Below are 21,446 nucleotides of genomic sequence, written 5' to 3' on the forward strand. Positions count from 1 at the left end.
CAAGTACCTTCGAATTCTCGAGGTGAATCACCATGCAACCCAAGAAGATTCTGGCGAGTGTATTCCTCAGCACCGCCCTCGTCCTCGCTCCCGCCGGAGTCGCATCGGCGACCCCCACCGTCGACACAGCACCCGGGATCGTGAATGTCAGCGGAGGACACGACGACCACGGAAAGTACGACCACCACGATCACGACAAGAACTACAACCATCACGACAAGAAGTACGACCGCGACCATCACCGGAACCACTACTGGCGGCCCGACTGCTATTGGTGGGGCCCATGGCTGGTGTGCAATCGCTGGTGACCGCACACCAACCGTGACGTGACCGGGCCACCCGGTTACGTCAGATAACGGTAGGCCGGCGACCCCGGCTCGAGTCGCTGCGCGTCGATCGGCGACGCGTCCATGCGATTGAGCAGAGCCGAAAGGTCTTCCGCGGCACCCAGTTCGATACCGACGAGGGCAGCGCCGGTCTCCCGGTTGTTGCGCTTGACGTACTCGAACAGGGTGATGTCGTCGTCCGGTCCGAGGACTTCGTCCAGGAACCGCCGCAGTGCGCCGGGCTCCTGGGGGAAGTCCACGAGGAAATAGTGTTTGAGCCCGCGGTGGACGAGCGACCGCTCGATGATCTCACCGTAGCGTGAGACGTCATTGTTGCCGCCCGACACCAGGCACACCACGTTCGCTCCGGGCTGCACCGAGATCGACTCGAGGGCAGCGACCGACAGGGCGCCGGCGGGCTCGGCGATGATGCCCTCGTTCTGGTACAGATCGAGCATCGTGGTGCACAGCGCACCCTCGTCGATCTGGGTCATCCCGAACGGGGCCCGGCCGAGCCCCTCCCGGCGCAGCGTAGCCACGAGCGGCAGGCTCGAATGGGACACGACCTCGGCACCGAGTTCGGAGACCACGGCGTAGGGGACGTCGCCGATCCGCTTGACCGCAGCGCCGTCGACGAACGGCTCGACCTCCGGCAGCGTGACGGGACCGCCCGCGACCAGCGCGGCGGTCATCGACGCTGCACCCGCCGGCTCGACGCCGACGATCGACGTGCGTGGGGACCGCTCGCGCAGATAGGCGGCGACACCGGCGATGAGGCCGCCCCCGCCCACGGGGACGAGCACGACGTCGAGATCGCCGTCGAGCTGTTCGAGGACCTCGCGCGCGATGGTGCCCTGCCCGGCAGCGGTGCGGGCGTCGTCGAAGGGCGGGATCATCGTCGCACCGGTGCGGATCGCATCGTCGGCTGCCGCTGCGGCCGCGGCGTCGAAGGTGTCGCCGACACCGATGAGTTCGACGCTGTCGCCGCCGTGGACACGGATCCGATCGCGCTTCTGCTTGGGAGTGCGGGTGGGCACGTAGATCCGGCCCTGGATTCCCATCACCCGGCACGCGTAGGCGACACCCTGCGCGTGATTACCGGCGCTGGCCGTGACGACGCCCGCGGCGCGCTCGGCCGCGTCGAGCTGCGCCATGGCGTTGTACGCCCCACGGAGCTTGAAGGACCGCACCCGGGTGAGGTCCTCCCGCTTGAGGTAGACGTTGGCGCCTACGAGCGCCGAGAGTCGAGGGCTGCGCTCGAGCGGCGTTGGGTCGACCGCCTCCGAAATTCGCTCGGCAGCCGCATCGATGTCGGCCGCGCGGGGCACGGCGGTCAGAGTCATCGGTTCTGCTGTTCGCGAAGTGGAGGTCACCCGTCAATGCTGCCACTCCCCCGATTCGACCACCACGGCGGGATCCGCATCGAGGGGGTAGCAGCACAGTCCGTCCGAGCGTGCTCGGTCTACGGGCCTTCGACCGGTTCGAGAACGAAGACGGGGATCTCGCGGTCGGTCTTCTCCTGGTACTCCGCGTAGGGCGGGAACGCCTCGACGGCACGTTCCCACCACTGCGCCTTCTCCTCGCCGTGGACCTCGCGGGCGGTCATGTCCCACACCTCGGTGCGGTCCCTGACCTCGACGTGCGGGTTCGCGACGATGTTGTGGTACCAAACGGGATGCTTCGGTGCACCGCCGAGCGAGGCGACAGCGGCGTACCTACCCTCGTGCTCGACCCGCATGAGAGGGATCTTGCGGAGCTTGCCGGACTTGGCGCCGACCGTGGTCAGGATGATGACCGGTCGACCCTGGAGGGTGGTGCCGCGGGTTCCGCCCGACGACTCGTACTCCTCGACCTGCTTGGCGCTCCATTCGACGGGACTCGGTTCGTACTCTCCGTGCAGTGGCATACCGACCAGTCAACACAATCGTTGTAGCAGTCGCCGCCCGATCGTCGAGTTCGGTGGCCCGAACTCTTCCCTGCGCCTATCCTGAAGAAAGAATTCTGCCCGGCCTACAGTCGCTCGGCCTACAGGAGGTGCACCGCGATGTCCGTGCTCGACCCCCGGATACACCGTGAGCGCACCGACGGTGTGGACATCGCCGGCACGATCTGGCCCCTGTACAAGCTCGAAGCACTCGCGGCCGGTCTCCTGACCCTGCTCGTGGTCCTCGTCGTCACCACCAGCGCCCAGAGCGCCGTCATCGGTGCCGCTGCGGTCACCGTCGTCGTGTGGTGGGTCCGCAGGATCCAGCAGCACGCACTCCGTTCCTAGACGCACCGGCCGACCCCGGCTTCCCGCGCGGCGCTCACCGAAGGGCTCGTGCCGCGCGGCGGACCGCTAGGTCGCCAGGCAGCCCGGCCCGAGCAGGGCCTTGAGGTCGCCCATGAGCGCCGACGACGCTTCGACCCGCAGGCTGTCGTCGAGCTTGAGGACGGTGACCTTGCTGCCGGTGATGAGCCGCACGTGCACGTCGGACGAACCGGGATGGCGCGTGAGCACATTCTTGAGGGCACCGACCTTGTCGGGGGTGCACAACCGGGTGGGCATCGACACCGAGACCGGCTTCGCGACGCCGATCTGCGACAGGTCGGGGACGGCGAGATCGTTGGCGATCAGGGAGATCCGGTCGTCACGGATCGACACCCGGGCCTTGACCAGCACCACCGAGTCCTCCACGACGTCCATGCCGTAGACGGCGTAGGACTGTGGGAAGAACAGCACCTCGATGCCACCGGTGAGGTCCTCGAGCTGCGCGGACGCCCAGGCGAGACCGTTCTTGTTGATGCGCCGGTTCACCGAGGCGAGGATGCCGCCGACGGTGACCTGGCTGCCGTCCTTGAGCGCGCCTTCGAGGATCGCGGGGATCTGGGTGTCGGCCTGGGACGCGAGGACGTGCTCGACGCCGTTGAGCGGGTGCCCGGAGACGTACAGGCCGAGCATCTCCCGTTCGAGGGCGAGGCGGTGCTTGGTGTCCCATTCCTCCTCGGGGATGCGGACGTTGAACACCGCGGCGACGGACTCGTCGGCGTCGTCGCCGCCGAACAGGTCGAACTGGCCGATGGCCTCGGCCTTCTTCGTGCTCATCACCGCGTCGATCGCGTCGGCGTGGACGAGCATCAATCCCTTGCGCGGGTGTCCGAGCGAGTCGAATGCACCTGCCTTGATGAGGGATTCGGTGACCTTCTTCGAACACGCGACGGTGTCGATCTTGTTGAGATAGTCGGAGAAGTCGGTGTAGCGGCCCTTCTCCTCCCGCCCCTTGATGATCGAGGCGACCACGTTCGTGCCGACGTTGCGGACGGCGCCGAGGCCGAACCGGATGTCCTCACCCACCGACATGAAGTTGGTGTGCGACTCGTTGACGTCCGGCGGCAGCACCGTGATGCCCATCTTGCGGCAGTCGGACAGATAGACCGCGGCCTTGTCCTTGTCGTCGCCGACGGAGGTGAGCAGACCGGCCATGTACTCGGCCGGGTAGTTCGCCTTGAGGTAGGCGGTCCAGAACGAGACCAGGCCGTAGCCGGCGGCGTGCGACTTGTTGAACGCGTAACCGGCGAAGGGCAGAACGGTGTCCCACAGCGCGGTGATCGCCGCCTGCGAGAAGCCGTTGTCCTTCATGCCCTGCGCGAAGCCGTCGTAGGCCTCGTCGAGGATCTCCTTCTTTTTCTTACCCATCGCGCGACGCAGCAGGTCTGCCTGTCCGAGCGAGTAACCGGCCACCTTCTGAGCGATCTGCATGATCTGCTCCTGGTAGACGATCAGGCCGTAGGTGTCGGCGAGGATCTCCTTCAGCGGTTCCTCGAGCTCGGGGTGGATCGGCTTGACCTCTTGCCGCCCGTTCTTGCGGTCGGCGTAGTCGTTGTGCGCGTTCATGCCCATCGGGCCGGGGCGGTACAGCGCGAGCACCGCGACGATGTCCTCGAAGCCGGTGGGCTGCATGCGGCGCAGCAGGTCGCGCATGGCGCTGCCGTCGAGCTGGAACACGCCGAGCGTGTCGCCACGCGCGAGCAGTTCGTAGGTCGCCGGATCCTCCAGCGGGAGGGTGTCGAGGTCGAGATCGATCCCGCGGTTGACCTTGATGTTCTCGATCGCGTCGCCGATGACGGTGAGGTTGCGCAGACCGAGGAAGTCCATCTTCAGCAGGCCGATGGCCTCGCAGGACGGATAATCCCAGCCCGTGATGATCGCGCCGTCCTGCGCGCGCTTCCACAGCGGGATCGCGTCCATGAGCGGCTCGGACGACATGATCACCGCGCAGGCGTGGACGCCGGCGTTGCGGATCAGGCCCTCGAGCCCGAGCGCAGTGTCGTAGATCTTCTTGATGTCCGGGTTGGACTCGATCAGCTGACGAACCTCGGCAGCTTCCTTGTACCGCTCGTGACTCGGATCGGTGATACCCGAGACCGGGATGTCCTTCGCCATGATCGGCGGCGGAAGTGCCTTGGTGATCTGGTCGGCGATCGCGAATCCGGGCTGGCCGAACTGCACTCGCGCGGAGTCCTTGATCGCCGCCTTCGTCTTGATGGTGCCGAACGTGATGACCTGGGCGACCTTGTCGTTGCCCCACCGCTCGGTGGCGTAGCGCACCATCTCACCGCGGCGACGATCGTCGAAGTCGATATCGATATCGGGCATCGACACGCGCTCGGGGTTGAGAAACCGCTCGAACAGCAGACCGTGCGGGATCGGGTCGATGTTGGTGATGCCCATCGCGTAGGCGACGAGCGAACCGGCGGCCGAACCACGGCCGGGGCCGACGCGGATGCCGACCTCGCGGGCGTGGTTGATGAGGTCGCCGACGACGAGGAAGTAGGCGGGGAAGCCCATCTGATTGATGACGCTGATCTCGTACTCGGCGCGCTCGACGTACTCGCGGGGCGGGCCGGCGGGGAAGCGACGGTCGAGGCCGCGCATGACCTCCTTGTGCAACCAGCTCGCCTGCGTCTCCCCTTCCGGCACCGGGAAGATCGGCATCCGGTCGCGGTGGGTCCACACGTCCTCGTAGGACTGCACGCGCTCGGCGATGAGCAGCGTGTTGTCGCACGCACCCGGCACCTCGCGGTCCCACTGCTCGCGCATCTCCTGCGCCGACTTGAGGTAATAGCCGTCGCCGTCGAACTTGAACCGGGTGGGATCGGAGAGGGTCTTACCGGTCTGGATGCACAGCAGCGCCTCGTGGTTCGCGGCCGCATCCTTGGTGACGTAGTGGCAGTCGTTGGTCACCAGCGGCGGGATGTCGAGCTTGCGGCCGATCTCGATCAGACCCTCGCGCACACGACGCTCGATGGACAGGCCGTGGTCCATCAGCTCGAGGAAGAAGTTGTCCTTGCCCCAGATCTCCTGCCACTTCGCGGCGGCTTCGAGCGCTTCGCGCTCGTGGCCGAGGCGCAGGCGCGTCTGGATCTCGCCCGACGGGCAGCCGGTCGTGGCGATGATGCCCTCGTGATGGTGGGCGATGAGCTCTTCGTCCATACGGGCCCACTTGCCGAGCTGACCCTCGATCGATGCGAGGGAGGACAGCTTGAACAGGTTCCGCAGGCCCGTCGAGTTCTCGGCGACCATCGTCATGTGGGTGTAGGCACCCGAGCCGGAGACGTCGTCGGACTTCTGGCCGGGATCACCCCACTGCACACGCTTGGTGGAGAAGCGCGACTCCGGCGCGACGTACGCCTCGATGCCGATGATCGGCTTGATGCCGAACTTCTTGGCGACGTTGTAGAACTCGCTGGCGCCGTACATGTTTCCGTGGTCGGTCATGCCCACGGCCGGCATCCCCAGCCGTTCGGCCTCCTTGAACAACGGTCCGACCTTCGCGGCACCGTCGAGCATCGAGTACTCGGTGTGGGTGTGCAGATGAACGAACGAGTCAGCCACGCGTGCCTCTCCCGGGATGTCTGTGGGCAGAGACGAGTCTAAGCCGCGCGAGGCTCCGCAGTGACCACGGCACGCTGACGACGGGCCCGCACGAGCGCGTCCGTGCTGTACACCGCCAGGGCGATCCAGATCAGGACGAAACCGATCCACCGCGAGGCGGGCATGTCCTCCCCGAGCACCACCACACCCCACGTCATCTGCAGGCTCGGCGTGAGGTACTGCAGCATGCCGAGTGTCGCGAGCGGGACCCGTTGTGCGGCCGCGCCGAAGAGCAGCAGCGGCACTGCGGTCACCAGCCCCGCCGATACGAGCAGGGCCGTGTGATCCACGCCGTGCCCGAGGAAGGTGCCGGTGCCGGTCACCGCGAGGAAGATCACGTACCCGAGCGCCAACGGGGCCGCGACGATCCCCTCCCCTGTCAGGGACGTGCGCGGATCGAGCGGCACGATCTTCTTGATCACCCCGTAGGACGCGAAGGACAGCGCCAGGGTCAGGGCGATGATCGGTGGTCTGCCGTAGTCGACGGTGATGACCACCACCGCGCACACCGCGAGCACCAGCGCCGCGATCTGCGCCGGCCGCAATCGTTCCCGGAAGAACAGGACACCGAACACCACGCTGACGAGCGGGTTGATGAAGTAGCCGAGTGCGGTCTCCACGACCCGGCCCGAGACGACGCCGTAGATGTAGACGCCCCAGTTGACCGCGATCGCGGTGGACGCCGCGGCGACCAGGCCCCAGGTGCGGGCCGACAGGCCGCGCAGGGTGCCGAGGCGTCCCATGACGCCCAGTACGATCAGCATGAGCACGAGGGTCCACAGCACGCGGTGCGCGAGGATCTCGACGGCGCCGGCGGGTTCGAGCAGACCGAAGTAGGCGGGGAACAGTCCCCACAATCCGTAGGCACCCAGACCGCACAGCACCCCGGTGCGCACGATGTTCCGCTGCCCCGAGTCGTTCCGATCCTCCGAGTCGCTCACCGGCTCACCCTACGGCTCCGCCGGTGCGCTGTCGTTCCGAGACACTGTCGTTCCGAGACACTGTCGTTCCGAGACACTGTCGTTCCGAGACACTTTCGTTCCGAGACGGGATCCACCGCACCGTCACACCTCCCCGTCGTCCGGGCCGGGCACGACCGTCTCGACGTGGGTGGGCAGCAGCGGGGTCACCGCGAAGCGTCCCGCGATCGCGTCTGCGGGCAGGACCTCCACGGCCCGCACGTCCGGGGCGTCGGCGACGGCCCGGAACTGTGAGGGAGTGCCACGGAGCACCGCCGCGACGACGCAGTCGCAGCCGTCGGCGAGCCGCTGCGCGGAGACCGCCCCGACCCGCGCGGCGCGTTCGGTCCCGAACTCCACCAGGCTCAGCCGGCCCGCGGCGACCGAGGGGGCACGACGTACCGCCTCCGAGTTCTCCGGCACCGCGACCGGCACCAGTGGTGTCTGGACGCGGTCGATCGGCACACGGAACAGCACCTGCGCCACGCGCACCTCGTCGGTGAGTTCGACGACCCGGTCGATGCCGACGGCGTCGGTGAACGACACCAGTCCCCAGTGCTCGAGGTCTCCGTCCGCTTCGGCCTCGGTCAGGCTGTCCGCGGCCCGTGTCAGATAGTCGGCGACCGCTTCCCCGTTGTCGGGACCGAGGGTGTCGCTGCCGACCGGGGCCGGCCGCGGCGGTGAGGTCCACCCGGCGACGAGCACGGCGACGACGAGAACGACGACCGCCGCCCAGGGCAGGACGCGTCCCATCGGTCAGGCGTTGCGCAACACGGCGAGCGCGTGTTCGAGATCCGGCGGGTACTTGCTGGTGATCTCGACCCAGTGCCCACGCGTGGGGTGCGAGAACCCGAGGGTGCACGCGTGCAGCCACTGCCGTTCGAGACCGAGACGCGCCGCGAGACGTGGGTCGGCTCCGTAGGTGAGGTCGCCACAGCAGGGGTGACGCAGTGCCGAGAAGTGCACCCGGATCTGATGGGTGCGGCCGGTCTCGAGATGGATGTCGAGCAGGCTCGCGGCCTGGAACGCCTCGATCGTGTCGTAGTGCGTCACGCTGGGTTTGCCGTCGGCGGTGACCGTGAACTTCCAGTCGCTGCTGCGGTGGCGGCCGATCGGTGCGTCGATGGTGCCGCTGCTCGGGTCGGGATGCCCCTGGACGAGCGCGTGGTACCGCTTGTCGACCGTGCGTTCCTTGAAGGCGCGCTTGAGGACGGTGTAGGCGCGTTCGGACGTCGCGACCACCATGACGCCGGAGGTGCCCACGTCGAGCCGGTGCACGATGCCCTGGCGTTCGTGGGCGCCGGACGTGGAGATCCGGTAGCCGGCGGCGGCGAGGCCGCCGATCACAGTCGGTCCGGTCCAGCCGACGCTCGCGTGGGCGGCGACACCCACGGGCTTGTCGACCGCGACGATGTCGTCGTCGGCGTAGAGGATCTCCATGCCCTCGACGGGCTGGGCCTCGATGGTCAGGGGGCGGGGCGGCTCGGGCAGTTCCACCTCGAGCCAGGAGCCTGCGGACAATCGGTCGGACTTGCCCACCGCCGCGCCGTCGACCACGACGGCGCCCTCCTCGGTGAGCATGGCGACCACGGTCCGGGACAGACCGAGCAGGCGCGCGAGGCCTGCATCGACACGCATCCCGTCGAGCCCGTCGGGTACGGGCATCGCGCGGGTTTCCCTCACTGGTGTGATTCCTTTCTCGTTTCGTCCGCACCCGGCGCTGCGTCCCGGCCCTTCGAGGCACTACCGTCGGGTTCGACGCCGAAGACGGTCAAGGCCACGAGCAGGATCGCTCCGCACACGATGGCCGAGTCGGCGACGTTGAACACCGGCCACCATCCGAACGACACGAAGTCGACGACGTGGCCCTGCAGCGGTCCGGGCGAGCGGAACAGACGGTCGGTGAGATTGCCGAGCGCTCCCCCGAGGACGAGGGCGAGGCCGAGCGCCCACCACCTCGATCTCAGGGTCCGGCCGATCTTCACGACGCCGACGACGACGGCGATCGCGACCAGCGTGAGCAACCAGGTCATGCCCGTGGCCATGGAGAACGCGGCACCGGGATTGCGGACGAGTGTCAGGGTGACCGTGTCGCCGACGATCGAGATCGGATCGGCTGGGTCGATGTAGTGGACGGCGAGCACCTTCGTCACCAGATCCGCGACGTAGACGACGAGCGCCACGAGCAGCAGCGGCCGCAGCATGCGCCGGCCGACGGAGGGAGACGGCTCGTCGGCACGACCGGGAACCGGCGTCTCCGCGTCGCGGTCGGGTCGGGAAGCTTCGTTCGTCACCGCTCCATCATCCCCTACCGGACGACCGCGGCGGTTCCCCCTCCCGTCGTGGCTACCCTGGGTGGCGTGCCTGCGCTGTCCAGATTCCCCCGCTCGGGGCCGTGTGCCCTCGCGGCTGTGCTGTCCCTCTCCGCTCTCGTCGCCGGTTGCGGTGGTCCTTCGGACGGCGCGCCCGCCGTCACGGCGGCGACATCGACGGAGGTGACGGTGCCGGTGTCGGCGGTGACCACGACAGTGCTCGACCCCGGTGCCGAACCCCGATCGGTGGTGCGGCTCGTACCGGAGGCCGGGGTGCAGCAGGGCGTCGTCCTCACCACCCGGTCCGAGGTCTTCCAGCGCGTCGGCGACGACCCGCAGCAGGACTTCTCCACTCCCGAGCTGACCCTTCCGCTCTCGGCGACGGTCGAGCGGGCGGTCTCCGACGAGGACCCGAGCACCGTGGTCGACATCACCGTCGGATCGGCGACGTCGCCGGACGAGACGCTCGGATCGGCACTGTCCGATGCCGAGGGTTCCGGAGCCGGACTGACGATCGGCCCCACCGGCGCGATCAGTGCGCTGCGCCTCGAGCCCACTCCCGATGCGGCGAATATCGCACGGTCGGCGATCGAGCAGGCCTTCTACCAGGCCGTCTATCGCATCGTCTCGTTCCCGGAGGAAGCCGTCGGGGTGGGCGCGGTGTGGGAGATCCACCAGCAGGTGATGAGCGCGGGCATCACCCTCGACCAGGTCGGGACGGCGACGCTCGTCGAGCGGGAGGACGACCGCATCACGGTCGACGTGAAGATTGAACAGACACCGCGCGAGTCCACCTGGGTGCTGCCGAACGGGCAGGGCCGTCTCGACATCGAGCAGTACACGATGGCCGGTGAGGGGTCGATGACGATCGACGCGTCGCTCCCCCTGCCCGTCGGCGGGGAACTGACGGTGCGCGGCGATCAGACCTACGTCGAGCCGGACGGCGGAACGCGCCTGTCGCAGTCGCAGGTCGACCGGGTGGGCTGGAACACCCCGGATCAGTAGTCCGGGAGACGGACGAACGCCGACGGCCGGCGCGGATGATCCGCGCCGGCCGTCGGTTCGTTCGGGACGAGTACTACATCACACGCAGGCCGGGGACTGCAGCTGCGCCATGTTGATGACGATGGAGCACGCGTAGTCCTTCGACACCTTCCAGGTGTCGTCCTCGGCGACGAAGTCGACCGTGCCGAAGGACGGCTGGTCGCTGCCCGCGAGCGCCATCTCGACACCGGCGGTGATCGTGCCGTTCTCGTTGTCGGTCACGTCGACGACGTTGACCTGCACACCGGCGTCGTTGGCCGCCTGGGCGACCATGTTGATCAGCTCCGGATCCTCCTCGGCACCCTGAACCAGGTCGGTCTTCTCGGCGGCCGGGACGCTCAGGTCGAATGCGCGCGCGAGGTCGGCGTTGAGCTCCTCGACGGTGGGCACCGGCGGGTAGTCGACGGCCGGAGCCGCGGCGGTCGTGGTCGTGCTGGTCTTCGCGGTCGTCTCGGAGGAGCTACCGCTGTCGTCCGAGCTGCAGGCGGACATCGTGAGGGCGGCGGCGAGCGCCACGGTGGCGACGGTGATCTTGCGAAGCTTCAACTTCTCGTCCTTCTCGTTCGGTCGTGCACGATGTGTTCGTCGTGCTCGGTCATCCGGCAGCGGATCGCCCGCAAGAGTACCCGGCGGTAGTAAGAAGACCATGAGGGCGCCGGGAACATGTTTCAGTTCAGGCTCGCGAGCGGGTCGGCGACGGTGAGGTCGGGATCGTTCTCGTCGAGCGTCCGCGCTGGTCCCGGACCCGTGCTGCGTGTCTCGAAGCGGACGGTGACCACGCCGTGGCCCGCGCCCTGCACCCATCCGTTCCCGAATTCGGGATGGCAGACGTCGGCGCCCGGCGTCCACCGGGTGGCCGGCCCGCTCGCCACGACGCGCTCCTCGTCGTCCTCCTCGGCCGGTCCGATCTCCTCGGTCGTCGTCCGGTCGAGTTCGGGGAACAGGCTGTCCTGCGCGATCGCGGACAGACCCGCATAACCCACCCCGACGAGCCGGACGGGGCCGATCTCGAGGGGATCGAGCGCGAGGCGCTGGGCGGCGGCGGTGAGCACCTGCACGTCCTCGGTGGCGTAGGGCAGGGTCGACGACCGGGTGAGCACCGACATGTCGGCCTTGCGCAGCTTGAGCACCACCGTGCGGGCGGCACGCCCGTCCTTGCGCAGGCGTGTGTGCGCGGCGGTCGCGGACGCGGCGATCGCCCGCCGCAGTCCGGGCATCGCGACGATGTCCGTGGGAAAGGTGGTCTCGGCGCTGACCTGTTTCGCCTCGGCGCGTTCGGCGACGGGCCGGTCGTCGAATCCGTTGGCGAGCCGGTGCAATCCCGGTCCGATGGTGCCGCCGAGGATCGACGCGGCCTCGGCGACGGGCAGCGCCGCGAGATCGCCGATGGTCTCGATACCGAGTCGCCGCAACCGGTCCTCGGCCACCGGACCGATCCCCCACAGCTTGCGCACCGGCAGGTTGTGCAGCAACGGAAGCTCGCCTTCGGGCCGGACGACGAGCAGCCCGTCCGGTTTCGCGAGACCGGACCCGATCTTCGCGATCTGCTTACCCGATCCTGCTCCGATGGAGGCGACGAGACCCGTTTTCTCCCTGACGTGTTCGCGTAGCTCCGCACAGAAGCGTTCGACCTCGTCGGCGTCGGCGCCGGCCAGTTCGAGAGGTTCGGCGAACGCCTCGTCGAGCGAGAGGGTCTCGAGAATGGGGATCCGGGCGCGCAGGGTGTCGAAGACGAGTCCGCTCAGTTCGCGGTACAGGATTCCGCGCGGAGGCAGCACGACCGCCGCCGGTCCGACGAGGCGCCGTGCCCGGCTCATCGGCATGGCCGAGCGCGCACCGTAGACGCGAGCCTCGTAGCTCGCGCCGGCCACCACCCCGCGGGCACCGAGCCCACCGACGAGGACCGGCCGGCCCCGCAGGGTCGGCCGGGTCAACTGCTCGGCGGACGCGAAGAACGCGTCGAGATCCAGGTGCAACACCCAGCGCCGACTCACGGAAGCGGGCACGTGTCGAGACTAGTGCGCCGCACCCACACGTCCGGCGGGAGGCCGCAGACCGGTGCTTCCGGAAGGACGCTCGATCCTCCCGGAAGCACCGGCCCGGTCACGCCTTGACGATGGACGCGCGGGTTCCCTCGCCGAGTTCGATCGCCTCGCCCTCGGGGGCACCGAGTTCGAAGGTCGTGGCGAGGATCTCGCCGGCGATCAGATCCCGGTGGCGGGCAGCCCATTCGGCGCGTTCGGCGGGAACCTCGAACCGCACCGAGATGCGGTCGGAGACCTCCAGGCCGAGGTTGCGGCGCGCGTCCTGGAACTCGCGGATGCGGTCCTTGGCCCAGCCCTCGGCCTCGAGTTCCTCGGTGACGGCCGTGTCGAGGACCACCAGGCCGTTGCCACCCGGCAGCGCGGCGGTGGATTCCGGCTCGGCCGCGACCAGACGGCTGGTGTACTCCTCGGGCAGCAGGGCGATGCCGGCCGCGGTGACCGTGCCGTCCTCCGCCTGCGTCCAGTCTCCCGCCTTGACGGCCTTGATGACCGTCTGCACGTCCTTGCCGAGACGCGGACCGGCGGCACGCGCGTTGACGACCACCTCGAACCGGCCGTGGGCCTCGACGTCGTCGGTGGTCACGACCCGCTTGACGTTGACCTCGTCCTTGATGAGATCGACGAACGGATCGAGATGCGACGAACCAGGCGTCGCCACCGTCACCTCGGGCAGCGGCAGCCGCACGCGCAGCTTCTGGGCCTTGCGCAGCGACAGCACGGTCGAGCACACCCCGCGCACCTCGTCCATCGCCGCGACGAGCGCGGGATCCGAGGGCAGGTCGTCGGCCGCCGGCCAGTCCGCCAGGTGCACCGACCGACCACCGGTCAGACCCCGCCAGATCACCTCGGACGCCATCGGCAGCAGCGGCGCGGCCAGGCGCGTGACGACCTCGAGCACCGTGTGGAGGGTGTCGATCGCGTCGGTGTCCTCGTCCCAGAACCGGTTCCGCGAGCGGCGCACGTACCAGTTGGTCAGCGCGTCGCAGAAGGTGCGCAGCTCGTCGCACGCGCCGGCGATGTCGACGGTCTCGAGTGCCTCGGTGATGACGTCGCGGGTCTGCGCGAGCTTGGCGAGGATGTACCGGTCGAGCACGTTCGTCGAATCGGTCCGCCAGGTGCCCGGCTTCGACGCGTACAGCTGGAGGAAGCTCCACGCGTTCCACAGCGGCAGCAGCGCCTGCCGCACGCCCTCGCGAATACCCTGTTCGGTGACGACGAGGTTGCCGCCGCGCAGGATCGGCGAGGACATGAGGAACCAGCGCATCGCGTCGGAACCGTCGCGGGCGAAGACCTCGTTGACGTCGGGATAGTTGCCCTTCGACTTGCTCATCTTCAGGCCGTCGTCGCCGAGAACGATGCCGTGGGCGGCAACGCATTTGAAGGCGGGACGGTCGAACAACGCGGTGGCCAGGACGTGAAGCGTGTAGAACCAGCCGCGGGTCTGGCCGTTGTACTCGACGATGAAGTCGCCCGGGTAGTGCGTGTCGAACCAGTCGCGGTTCTCGAAGGGATAGTGCACCTGGGCGAACGGCATCGAGCCGGACTCGAACCAGCAGTCGAGGACCTCGGGGACGCGACGCATGGTCGACTTCCCGGTCGGGTCGTCGGGATTCGGCCGGGTGAGTTCGTCGATCATCGGCCGGTGCAGGTCGGTGGGCCGCACGCCGAAGTCGCGTTCGAGTTCGTCGAGCGAACCGTAGACGTCGACACGCGGGTACTCCGGGTCGTCCGAGATCCACACCGGGATCGGGCTGCCCCAGTAGCGGTTACGGCTGATGTTCCAGTCGCGGGCACCTTCGAGCCACTTGCCGAACTGACCGTCGCGGATGTGCTCGGGCACCCACGTGATCTGCTGGTTGAGCTCGACCATGCGGTCGCGGAAACGGGTGACGGCGACGAACCATGACGGCACCGCCATGTAGATCAACGGCTGACCCGACCGCCACGAGTGCGGGTAGGAGTGCTCGATGGTCTCGTGCCGCACAAGCTTTCCGGCGGCCTTGAGGTCCTTGATGATGGCCGGGTTGGCGTCGAAGACCTGCAGACCCTCGTACGGCGGCACCATCGAGGTGAACTTGCCGCCCGGATCGAGCGGCTGTACGAGCTCGATGCCGTTGCGCTGGCAGTACTCCATGTCCTCTTCACCGAAAGCCGGTGCGAGGTGGACGATTCCGGTGCCGGACTCGGTGGTGACGTAGTCGGCGGCGATCACCCGGTGGGCGTTCTCGCGGCCGGTGAAGAAGTCGAAGGGCGGCTCGTAGGCGAGACCGACGAGGTCGGTGCCGCGGTAACGGCCGAGCACCTCGGGCTCCTCGCCGAGTTCGCGGGCGTAGTGGCCGAGACGATCCTGCGCGAGCAGGTAGGTCTTGTCGTCGGCCCCGCGCACGGCGACATACTCGATCTCGGGGTGCACCGCGATCGCGAGGTTGGACGGCAGGGTCCACGGCGTGGTGGTCCAGATGAGCGCGCACGCGCCGTCGAGTTCGGAGCCGGGGGCGCGCAGCACCATCTCGACGGTGACCGCCGGGTCCTGACGCATCTTGTAGGCGTCGTCGAGACGGGTCTCCTGGTTCGACAGCGGCGTCTGCTCGTACCAACTGTAGGGCAGCACGCGGAAGCCCTGGTAGATCAGGCCCTTCTCGTACAGCGACTTGAACGCCCACATGACCGACTCCATGAAGTCGAGGTCGAGGGTCTTGTAGTCGTTGTCGAAGTCGACCCAGCGTGCCTGGCGGGTGACGTAGTCGCGCCACTCACCGGTATAGCGCAGCACCGACTGCTTGCAGTAGGCGTTGAACTCGGCCACGCCCATCGAGTCGATCTCGGACTTGTCCTTGATGCCGAGCTGCTTCTCCGCCTCGAGCTCGGCGGGCAGGCCGTGGCAGTCCCAGCCGAAGCGACGGTCGACCTTCTTGCCGAGCATGGTCTGGAAACGCGGGACGACGTCCTTGACGTAGCCGGTGAGCAGGTGCCCGTAGTGCGGGAGTCCGTTCGCGAAGGGCGGGCCGTCGTAGAAGACGAACTCGTCGGCGCCGTCGCGGTTGCGCAGCGAGGCCTCGAAGGTGCCGTCGGAGGCCCACTGTGCGAGCACACATTCTTCGAGCGCCGGGAAGTCGACACCCGAATCGCGCGGCAGGTCGTAGTCGACGCGCGGATATCCGGCAGTACTGCCGGCGGTTGCTGCGGTGGGATCCGGTGCAGCGTGGTTCTCGGTCACAGCGTGGCTCCTCCGTGCCTGGATACGTCTCGGCACGGGGACGATCGCCGTGCGCGTGCACGGCCACCGCGGTACCACCCCGCTTGCTCGTCCCGGGGGACGGCCACTCGTTCGGGCTGTGACGGGCCCACCCGTCCGGTTCTACTGGGCGACCGGCAAGGTCGCCGTTCTTCCGGAGGCTCCCCGGTGATGGCCGGATCGACGCCGCCCGCGATCGCGGGATCGAGCTTCACGCTCGGTGATGCATATTGTAGGACGCTTCAGCGATCCGAAGAATTCCGGTCGCCGCGACGCCGGCGCGATGCACGCCGACCGGGACGTCCGCCCGAGGCTCCGGCCTGCCCGACGGAACGGGGATCGGCCCACTCACCTTCGGCCGAACTCCGTCCGCCGAGCGTGCTCGCCAGCAGGAGCACCGCTCCCACGACGCACACCGCGATACAACCCCATGCCCAGAGCACCGAACCGGTCATCAACGCGATCACGAGAAGACCGAATCCGACAGCTGCGAGTACCAGCGTGACGACGAGCACGACGCTCCTCCTCTACCGAGGTACAGCACCAGGCCGTACAGCACCAGCCGGAGAGACCGTCGGTCAGCTGTTGCCCTTCGCGAAGGACGACGATCCGAACGACGACGACGAGTTGGACTGGTTGAACACTTCCTGTCCACCGTCCACCGGAACGGCGGAACCGCGCTGCTCGAGCTCTTCGAGCTGCGACTCCAGATAGGACTTCAGGCGCACCCGGTATTCACGCTCGAACGTCTTGAGCCGCTCGATGCGCTCCTCCAGCACCGAACGCTGCTGGTTGATCGTGGCCATGATCTCGGTGTGCTTCTTCTCCGCGTCCGCCTGCAGCGCGTCGGCCTTCTCCTTGGCCTGACGCAGCTGGGTCTCCGAACGGGTGCGGGCATCGGCGAGCATCGCGTCGGACTTCTGCCGCGCGTCGGCGATCATCGCCTCGCTGCGGGTGCGGGCGTCGGAGACGAGCTGCTCGGAGTTGGTCCGAGCGTTGCGCACGAGCTCCTCGGCCTCGGCCTTGGCGTCGCCTGTGAGGCGGTCGGCCATCTCCTGCGCGAGCCCGAGGACCTTGGCGGCCTGCATGCTCGCGTCGCCGCTCGACGGCGCAGCGGCGACCGGGACGGGTGCCGGAGCCGGCGCCGGGGCGGGTTCCGGCTTGGGTGTCTCGACGACACGCGCGGGTTCGGGTTTGGACGGGGCCGCCGGCGCGGACGACGACGCGCTGCGCGGCGCCTTCTTGGCTTCGGCAAGCTCCTGGTCGAGTTCGGCGACCCGCTGACGCAGGTCGGCGTTCTCCTCGATGAGGTTCGTCAACTCCTGCTCGACGAGATCGAGGAAGGCGTCGACCTCGTCCTCGTTGTAACCACGCTTCCCGATCGGAGGCTTGCTGAACGCGACATTGTGCACATCAGCTGGTGTCAGCGGCATGGAAGGATCCCTTCACGCGTCGAGTAAGCGGTCAAGCAGGCGTTCTGAGTAATCGACAGTGCGTTACGCGTATCAAAACCCACTGTATATGGCACTCCATTGTGGCACACGGCAGCTCCGGGACGGCTCGACCCGACGTCCGACGCAGGCATCATGCTGCGCCGCCCCTGGGCAGGAATGCCATGAGGAAATACACGATGAACAGCAAGACCATGATGGACAGATCGAGCCGTACACCACCGAGATTGAGCGGCGGAATCAGTCTCCGCAGCAGCTTCACCGGCGGATCCGTGACCGTGAAGATCGCCTCGAGAACGACGACCACGAAGCCGGACGGCTTCCACTCCCGCGCGAAGGTTCTGATGAACTCGACGATGATCCGTCCGATCAGCAGAAGCCAGAAGATGAACAGCAGGAACCACAGCACCTCGAAAACGGCCACCTGCCCACAATGCCCGACGATGACGGGTCGATCAAAACCGAAACGCCCGGCCTGCAGTGATCTGCATCATGGCCGGGCGTGTCGGAACGCTCGAGGGACGGCGACGGGCATGCCGCGACGGACGTGCCGGGTGCACGCCCGCGCAGCGCGCGTCGACTACTGCTGGTTGTAGAAGCCGGTCTCGGCGATACGCCGCCGTTCCTCGGCGGAGACGTCGATGTCGGCGGGCGAGAGCAGGAAGACCTTCGTGGCCACCTTGTCGAACGAACCGCGCAGCGCGAAGGCGAGCCCGGCCGCGAAGTCGACGAGTCGCTTGGCGTCGGCGTTGCTCATCTCGACGAGGTCCATGATGACCGGCGTTCCGTCGCGGAAACGCTCACCGATCGTGCGCGCCTCGCTGTAGTCGCGGGGGCGCAACGTGGTGATCTTGGACAACGGACCTCCCTCGTCGAAGAGCGCACCACGCCGGGGCTCGGCGCGCTCGAGCCGGCTCTCCGCCGTCAGTGGTGCACGGCTGGGAACCGCGCGGGCCGGGGTGGGCGCCGGACGGGGACTGCGAGCGGTGATGGGTTCGACCCGCGGACGCGGTGCCGGCTCGTACCGGTCGAACTCGTCGTGCTCGAACTCGCGAACCGGTTCCTCGCGGTGCGACGGGGCGTACTCGTCGCGATGCGACGGCGCGTAGCCGCCATAAGTGGCCTCGCCGTAGTCGCGATCACGGTCGCGGCGGCCACTCGCCGGATCGTCGAGGTACTCGTCCTCGTAATCCTCGAGCGGCACCATCCCGAAGTACGCCTTGAACTTGTGGAGTGTGCTCATCGATCGCCTTTCCCTCGCGCGGCGGATGTCATTCAGGCTAACGGTCGATACCCCAAGACCGCCGTTCCGACACGCACGCACGTCGAACCCCATCGAACCGCGTGCTCGAGGTCACCCGACATGCCCGCGGACAGCTCCACCGCCGCCGGGTGGTCCTGCAGCAACCGTGCATGCATGGCGTGAAGCTGCTCGAATGCCCGCTCGGGCTCCCACCCGAGCGGCGGCACTCCCATCAAGCCTCCGAGTTCGAGGACCTCGGACGCGGCGACCGCCTCGGCGAGGGCGGGAAGATCCTCGGCGACCACGCCGCCGCGCTCCCGGTCGCCGTCGAGGCTGACCTGCAGCAGTGCCCGCAGCGGTACGGTGCGTTCGCCGGTGTCGAGGGCGGCCCGCGCCCCCTTCTCGAAGGCCTGCACGAGACGGAGACTGTCGACCGAGTGCACCGTGTGCGCCCAACGGGCGACGGCACGGGCCTTGTTGCGCTGCACCCGACCGATCATGTGCCACTCGACCGGCGCGTCGACGCTCTCCCGGAACACGGCGATCTTCGCGCTCGCCTCCTGCTCGCGGGACTCGCCGAAGCGTTCGCATCCCAGCTCGTGGAGGAGCACGGCGTCGGAGGCGGGAAAGAACTTGGTGACAGTCAGCAACGCGACGTCCGACGGATCGCGTCCGGCGGCGCGCGCCGCGGCGTCGAGCCGCTCGCGTACGGCGGCGAGACGTCCGGCGAGTTCGTCGCGCCGCTCCTCGGAGGTGGGGCTCACGCCGTTCCCTCCTCGCCGGCCTCCTCGAGCCAGACGACCGAGGCGAACCGCCCCGTGGGTGCCGAACGCCGGTGGCTGAACAGCGAGGTGTCCTCGATCGTGCAGCGCGGATCCTCCACCACGGCGGTCACGCCGTGATCGGCGAGCTGGCGGCGCAGTCCGGCACGCAGGTCGAGTCCGGGAGTACCGCGGTTCGTGCGGGTCGCGCTGCCGGGCAGGTGTGCCTCGACATCGGCTCTCATCGCCGCGGGCACCTCGTACTGCCGGCCACTCGCGGCCGGTCCGAGCAGCGCACCGATGCGATCGGGGCGGGCGCCGAGATCGACCATGACGTCGAGCACGCGCGGGAGGATCCCGATGCGCGCCCCCACCCGGCCGGCGTGCACCGCGGCGATCACCCCGGCCACCTCGTCGGACAGCAGGATCGACACGCAGTCGGCGCTGAGGGTCACGAGCGCGAGCCCGGTCTCGCGGGTGACGAGCGCATCGGTGGCGGGAACGGGTTCGGACACCGGCCCGTCGACCACGGTGACGTTGCGGCTGTGGATCTGTTCCATCCAGACGAACCGCTCGGGCGGCAACCCGATGACGGACGCGAGCCGCCGCCGGTTGGCAGCGACTGCGGCCGGGTCGTCACCGACGTGATCGGCGAGGTTGAAACTGTCGTACGGAGCTGCGGACACCCCGCCGGCTCGTGTGGTCACGACCCGGCGGGCGCGCAGCAGGCGGTGCGGAGCCGTCAACGGCGCATGAAGATCGGCACGTCGACGTCGTCGTCACCGTCGTCGTCGATGTCCACGCTGCGGGGTGCGTTGCCGCCTCCGGCCGGCGGCTGGCTGCCGACGGGGGGCTGCTCGCGCACGGGGGTGGTTTCGACGGTCTCGCGCTCGGGACGGCCGAGTTCGCCGGCGCGCGCGACGCCGATCGCACCGGGCCGACCGGCCGGCTGCTGCTGCTGCTGCTGAGGCTGAGGCTGCTGTTGCGCCTGCCCCTGCTGCTGCTGGCCGACCTCGACGGGACGGCGGGCAGGCGTTCCGCCCTCGAAGCCCGCGGCGATGACGGTCACGCGGACCTCGTCGCCGAGCGAGTCGTCGATGACCGTGCCGAAGATGATGTTGGCGTCGATGTGCGCGGCCTCCTGCACGAGCGAGGCAGCCTCGTTGATCTCGAACAGGCCGAGATCGGATCCGCCGGCGATCGACAGCAGCACGCCGCGCGCGCCTTCCATCGACGCCTCGAGCAGCGGCGAGTTGATCGCGGCCTCCGCGGCCTTGATCGCACGCCCCTCGCCGCGCGACGAGCCGATGCCCATCAACGCGGAGCCGGCACCCGACATGACGCCCTTCACGTCGGCGAAGTCGACGTTGATCAGACCCGGTGTGGTGATGAGGTCGGTGATGCCCTGGACACCGTTGAGGAGCACCTCGTCGGCGGAGCGGAAGGCGTCCATGAGACTGACGGCGGCGTCGCCGAGCTGGAGGAGCCGGTCGTTGGGGATGACGATGAGCGTGTCGCAGGACTCGCGCAGCGTCTGGATGCCGGTGTCGGCCTGACTGCCGCGGCGCTTGCCCTCGAACGAGAACGGACGCGTGACGACACCGACGGTGAGCGCGCCGAGCTTGCGGGCGATGCTCGCGACGACGGGAGCGCCGCCGGTACCGGTTCCACCACCCTCGCCTGCGGTCACGAAGACCATGTCGGCGCCCTTGAGTACTTCTTCGATCTCGTCCTTGTGATCCTCGGCGGCCTTGCGGCCGACCTCCGGGTCTGCGCCGGCGCCGAGTCCGCGGGTCAGTTCGCGGCCGACGTCGAGCTTGACGTCGGCATCCGACATGAGCAGGGCTTGCGCGTCGGTGTTGACGGCAATGAACTCGACTCCCTTGAGTCCCTGCTCGATCATGCGGTTGACCGCGTTCACGCCGCCACCGCCGATACCGACGACCTTGATTACGGCGAGGTAGTTGTGCGGGGGCGTCATGTGCTCTCGCCTTCCTGAAGTTCCGGGTGGTGCATGGTGTCCGGGTTGGTGCTGGGTCTGGGTCCGACTCGATGTCGGTCACGTCCGCCGGTCGGGCGGACGGCTCCGCAGCGCGCTGCCCCGACAAACCCTCAACCACAGCTTGAAGGTTATGTCAAGTAACGCGACTGTCCGA

20 protein-coding genes are annotated in these 21,446 nt (G+C 68.3%); 3 read left to right on the top strand and 17 right to left on the bottom strand.

Annotation, left to right across the window (positions count from 1 at the left end; all coding sequences use genetic code 11):
- Nucleotides 1-32 precede the first annotated feature (32 nt).
- Complete coding sequence (locus K3M35_RS06810; RefSeq protein WP_019289739.1) at nt 33-308, top strand: hypothetical protein; 276 nt, start codon at nt 33-35, stop codon at nt 306-308.
- 35 nt (nt 309-343) lie between these two features.
- On the opposite strand, the gene ilvA is transcribed toward K3M35_RS06810, so the two are convergent.
- Nucleotides 344-1,669 (bottom strand): threonine ammonia-lyase IlvA, encoded by a 1,326-nt coding sequence (gene ilvA / locus K3M35_RS06815; RefSeq protein ID WP_064061514.1) that lies wholly within the window; start codon nt 1,667-1,669, stop codon nt 344-346.
- 119 nt (nt 1,670-1,788) lie between these two features.
- Nucleotides 1,789-2,232: a nitroreductase family deazaflavin-dependent oxidoreductase gene (locus K3M35_RS06820; protein WP_006554119.1), complete on the bottom strand. Its 444-nt coding sequence runs from the start codon at nt 2,230-2,232 to the stop codon at nt 1,789-1,791.
- Between the two features lie 138 nt (nt 2,233-2,370).
- Between K3M35_RS06820 and K3M35_RS06825 the strand changes: the two genes are divergently transcribed.
- Nucleotides 2,371-2,598, top strand: a complete 228-nt coding sequence (locus K3M35_RS06825) for a hypothetical protein (RefSeq protein ID WP_006554120.1) — start codon at nt 2,371-2,373, stop codon at nt 2,596-2,598.
- Between the two features lie 66 nt (nt 2,599-2,664).
- Here K3M35_RS06825 and dnaE read toward each other — a convergent pair whose 3' ends face one another.
- The 5 genes from dnaE to lspA form a co-directional block, all read right to left on the bottom strand.
- A complete protein-coding gene (gene dnaE / locus K3M35_RS06830; protein WP_019289741.1) occupies nt 2,665-6,201 on the bottom strand; it encodes a DNA polymerase III subunit alpha in 3,537 nt (1,178 codons plus the stop codon).
- 38 nt (nt 6,202-6,239) lie between these two features.
- Complete coding sequence (rarD, locus tag K3M35_RS06835; RefSeq protein WP_371850684.1) at nt 6,240-7,181, bottom strand: EamA family transporter RarD; 942 nt, start codon at nt 7,179-7,181, stop codon at nt 6,240-6,242.
- Between the two features lie 123 nt (nt 7,182-7,304).
- The gene (locus tag K3M35_RS06840; protein ID WP_064061515.1) at nt 7,305-7,952 is read right to left on the bottom strand and encodes a hypothetical protein; all 648 of its coding nucleotides are present in this window, start codon (nt 7,950-7,952) and stop codon (nt 7,305-7,307) included.
- 3 nt (nt 7,953-7,955) lie between these two features.
- The gene (locus tag K3M35_RS06845; RefSeq protein WP_170318568.1) at nt 7,956-8,864 is read right to left on the bottom strand and encodes an RluA family pseudouridine synthase; all 909 of its coding nucleotides are present in this window, start codon (nt 8,862-8,864) and stop codon (nt 7,956-7,958) included.
- A gap of 14 nt (nt 8,865-8,878) precedes the next feature.
- Entirely contained in the window at nt 8,879-9,493 is a 615-nt protein-coding gene (gene lspA / locus K3M35_RS06850; protein WP_220666186.1) for a signal peptidase II, read from the bottom strand.
- A gap of 66 nt (nt 9,494-9,559) precedes the next feature.
- On the opposite strand from lspA, the gene K3M35_RS06855 reads away from it, so the two are divergent.
- The gene (locus tag K3M35_RS06855; protein ID WP_254707523.1) at nt 9,560-10,516 is read left to right on the top strand and encodes a hypothetical protein; all 957 of its coding nucleotides are present in this window, start codon (nt 9,560-9,562) and stop codon (nt 10,514-10,516) included.
- A 78-nt stretch (nt 10,517-10,594) separates the two neighbouring features.
- On the opposite strand, the gene K3M35_RS06860 is transcribed toward K3M35_RS06855, so the two are convergent.
- The 10 genes from K3M35_RS06860 to ftsZ all read right to left on the bottom strand — a co-directional run bounded on the left by K3M35_RS06860 (nt 10,595) and on the right by ftsZ (nt 21,271).
- Entirely contained in the window at nt 10,595-11,101 is a 507-nt protein-coding gene (locus tag K3M35_RS06860; protein WP_064061517.1) for a hypothetical protein, read from the bottom strand.
- Between the two features lie 122 nt (nt 11,102-11,223).
- Complete coding sequence (locus K3M35_RS06865) at nt 11,224-12,534, bottom strand: DNA polymerase IV (RefSeq protein ID WP_064061518.1); 1,311 nt, start codon at nt 12,532-12,534, stop codon at nt 11,224-11,226.
- Between the two features lie 124 nt (nt 12,535-12,658).
- A complete protein-coding gene (gene ileS, locus K3M35_RS06870; RefSeq protein ID WP_064061519.1) occupies nt 12,659-15,817 on the bottom strand; it encodes an isoleucine--tRNA ligase in 3,159 nt (1,052 codons plus the stop codon).
- A gap of 260 nt (nt 15,818-16,077) precedes the next feature.
- On the bottom strand, nt 16,078-16,350 hold the full coding sequence (locus tag K3M35_RS06875; RefSeq protein ID WP_006554130.1) for a hypothetical protein: 273 nt from the start codon (nt 16,348-16,350) through the stop codon (nt 16,078-16,080).
- Nucleotides 16,351-16,413: 63 nt separating this feature from the next.
- Nucleotides 16,414-17,268 carry a DivIVA domain-containing protein gene (locus tag K3M35_RS06880; protein WP_006554131.1) on the bottom strand — a complete coding sequence of 285 codons (855 nt, stop codon included), beginning with the start codon at nt 17,266-17,268 and terminating at the stop codon, nt 16,414-16,416.
- Nucleotides 17,269-17,419: 151 nt separating this feature from the next.
- Entirely contained in the window at nt 17,420-17,710 is a 291-nt protein-coding gene (locus K3M35_RS06885; protein WP_006554132.1) for a YggT family protein, read from the bottom strand.
- Nucleotides 17,711-17,866: 156 nt separating this feature from the next.
- Nucleotides 17,867-18,529 (bottom strand): cell division protein SepF, encoded by a 663-nt coding sequence (locus tag K3M35_RS06890; RefSeq protein WP_006554133.1) that lies wholly within the window; start codon nt 18,527-18,529, stop codon nt 17,867-17,869.
- Between the two features lie 32 nt (nt 18,530-18,561).
- Nucleotides 18,562-19,293: a YggS family pyridoxal phosphate-dependent enzyme gene (locus K3M35_RS06895; RefSeq protein ID WP_064061520.1), complete on the bottom strand. Its 732-nt coding sequence runs from the start codon at nt 19,291-19,293 to the stop codon at nt 18,562-18,564.
- Nucleotides 19,290-20,036 (bottom strand): peptidoglycan editing factor PgeF, encoded by a 747-nt coding sequence (pgeF, locus tag K3M35_RS06900; protein ID WP_016691805.1) that lies wholly within the window; start codon nt 20,034-20,036, stop codon nt 19,290-19,292. Before pgeF ends, K3M35_RS06895 begins: the two co-directional genes overlap by 4 nt.
- A complete protein-coding gene (gene ftsZ / locus K3M35_RS06905; protein WP_064061521.1) occupies nt 20,033-21,271 on the bottom strand; it encodes a cell division protein FtsZ in 1,239 nt (412 codons plus the stop codon). The genes pgeF and ftsZ overlap by 4 nt, the downstream gene beginning before the upstream one ends.
- Nucleotides 21,272-21,446 lie beyond the last annotated feature (175 nt).

The sequence above is a fragment of the Rhodococcus sp. DMU2021 genome, assembly GCF_019641445.1.
Lineage (GTDB): Bacteria > Actinomycetota > Actinomycetes > Mycobacteriales > Mycobacteriaceae > Rhodococcus > Rhodococcus pyridinivorans.

Excerpts from the sequence above, each read along its gene's own strand:
- K3M35_RS06810 (WP_019289739.1), top strand. The coding sequence starts at position 33 with ATGCAACCCAAGAAGATTCTGGCGAGTGTATTCCTCAGCACCGCCCTC.
- ilvA (WP_064061514.1), bottom strand. The coding sequence starts at position 1,669 with ATGACTCTGACCGCCGTGCCCCGCGCGGCCGACATCGATGCGGCTGCC.
- K3M35_RS06820 (WP_006554119.1), bottom strand. The coding sequence starts at position 2,232 with ATGCCACTGCACGGAGAGTACGAACCGAGTCCCGTCGAATGGAGCGCC.
- K3M35_RS06825 (WP_006554120.1), top strand. The coding sequence starts at position 2,371 with ATGTCCGTGCTCGACCCCCGGATACACCGTGAGCGCACCGACGGTGTG.
- K3M35_RS06840 (WP_064061515.1), bottom strand. The coding sequence starts at position 7,952 with ATGGGACGCGTCCTGCCCTGGGCGGCGGTCGTCGTTCTCGTCGTCGCC.
- K3M35_RS06845 (WP_170318568.1), bottom strand. The coding sequence starts at position 8,864 with ATGCCCGTACCCGACGGGCTCGACGGGATGCGTGTCGATGCAGGCCTC.
- K3M35_RS06880 (WP_006554131.1), bottom strand. The coding sequence starts at position 17,268 with ATGCCGCTGACACCAGCTGATGTGCACAATGTCGCGTTCAGCAAGCCT.
- K3M35_RS06890 (WP_006554133.1), bottom strand. The coding sequence starts at position 18,529 with ATGAGCACACTCCACAAGTTCAAGGCGTACTTCGGGATGGTGCCGCTC.
- ftsZ (WP_064061521.1), bottom strand. The coding sequence starts at position 21,271 with ATGACGCCCCCGCACAACTACCTCGCCGTAATCAAGGTCGTCGGTATC.